This is a genomic window from Cupriavidus sp. MPR-AND1C (genome assembly GCF_058809705.1).
On the sequence record NZ_JBXASU010000173.1, the window covers coordinates 3,233 to 5,234 of the forward strand.

Sequence of the window (2,002 nt, forward strand, 5' to 3'; positions counted from 1 at the left end):
ACGCATGGTAGGAGAGCGTTCTGTAAGCCTGTGAAGGTGTCTTGTAAAGGATGCTGGAGGTATCAGAAGTGCGAATGCTGACATGAGTAGCGATAAAGGGGGTGAAAAGCCCCCTCGCCGTAAGCCCAAGGTTTCCTACGCAACGTTCATCGGCGTAGGGTGAGTCGGCCCCTAAGGCGAGGCAGAGATGCGTAGCTGATGGGAAGCAGGTTAATATTCCTGCACCGTCGTATGATGCGATGGGGGGACGGATCGCGGAAGGTTGTCCGGGTGTTGGAAGTCCCGGTCCCTGCATTGGAGAAGGCGCTTAGGCAAATCCGGGCGCGGAATTCAAGGATGTGGGGCGAGCGGCCTAGTGCTGCGAAGCAATTGGAAGTGGTTCCAAGAAAAGCCTCTAAGCTTCAGTCATACGAGACCGTACCGCAAACCGACACAGGTGGGCGAGATGAGTATTCTAAGGCGCTTGAGAGAACTCGGGAGAAGGAACTCGGCAAATTGGTACCGTAACTTCGGGATAAGGTACGCCCTTGTAGCTTGACTGGCCTGCGCCAGGAGGGTGAAGGGGTTGCAATAAAATGGTGGCTGCGACTGTTTAATAAAAACACAGCACTCTGCAAACACGAAAGTGGACGTATAGGGTGTGACGCCTGCCCGGTGCCGGAAGATTAAATGATGGGGTGCAAGCTCTTGATTGAAGTCCCGGTAAACGGCGGCCGTAACTATAACGGTCCTAAGGTAGCGAAATTCCTTGTCGGGTAAGTTCCGACCTGCACGAATGGCGTAACGATGGCCACACTGTCTCCTCCCGAGACTCAGCGAAGTTGAAGTGTTTGTGATGATGCAATCTCCCCGCGGCTAGACGGAAAGACCCCATGAACCTTTACTGTAGCTTTGCATTGGACTTTGAACCGATCTGTGTAGGATAGGTGGGAGGCTTTGAAGCGTGGACGCTAGTCTGCGTGGAGCCGTCCTTGAAATACCACCCTGGTTTGTTTGAGGTTCTAACCTTGGTCCGTGAATCCGGATCGGGGACAGTGCATGGTAGGCAGTTTGACTGGGGCGGTCTCCTCCCAAAGTGTAACGGAGGAGTTCGAAGGTACGCTTGGTACGGTCGGACATCGTACCTAAAGTGCAATGGCAAAAGCGTGCTTAACTGCGAGACCGACAAGTCGAGCAGGTGCGAAAGCAGGACATAGTGATCCGGTGGTTCTGAATGGAAGGGCCATCGCTCAACGGATAAAAGGTACTCTGGGGATAACAGGCTGATACCGCCCAAGAGTTCATATCGACGGCGGTGTTTGGCACCTCGATGTCGGCTCATCTCATCCTGGGGCTGTAGCCGGTCCCAAGGGTATGGCTGTTCGCCATTTAAAGAGGTACGTGAGCTGGGTTTAAAACGTCGTGAGACAGTTTGGTCCCTATCTGCCGTGGGCGTTGGAATCTTGACGGGGGCTGCTCCTAGTACGAGAGGACCGGAGTGGACGTACCGCTGGTGTACCTGTTGTCTCGCCAGAGGCATCGCAGGGTAGCTATGTACGGAAGAGATAACCGCTGAAAGCATCTAAGCGGGAAACTCGCCTGAAGATGAGGATTCCCTGGAGCCTTGAGCTCCTTGAAGGGTCGTTCGAGACCAGGACGTTGATAGGCTGGGTGTGGAAGCGCAGTAATGCGTTAAGCTAACCAGTACTAATTGCCCGTAAGGCTTGATCCTATAACCAGTGTGTTTCTACCTGGTGTGAGTGTCGCGTGCCGCTGCGCAGCAGCTTGGCCGATACGCACAACCCCTTACTACATCCCTATTCGCTGCGTTGAGCAACCCTCAGCGCGGCCACCGTTTATGCCTGGTGACCATAGCGAGTTGGAACCACCCCTTCCCATCCCGAACAGGACCGTGAAACGACTCCACGCCGATGATAGTGCGGATACCCGTGTGAAAGTAGGTAATCGCCAGGCTCTCCCTTGAAACCCCCCAGTACGAAAGTACTGGGGGGTTTTGCTTTTG

2 rRNA genes (1 of these 2 only partly in view) are annotated in these 2,002 nt (G+C 54.3%); both read left to right on the plus strand.

Features of this window, described 5'->3' with window-relative positions:
* A 23S ribosomal RNA gene (locus AC1RWI_RS37650) occupies positions 1 to 1,711 on the plus strand (it extends 1,260 nt beyond the left edge of the window).
* Positions 1,712 to 1,840: 129 nt separating this feature from the next.
* A 5S ribosomal RNA gene (gene rrf / locus AC1RWI_RS37655) occupies positions 1,841 to 1,953 on the plus strand.
* Positions 1,954 to 2,002 lie beyond the last annotated feature (49 nt).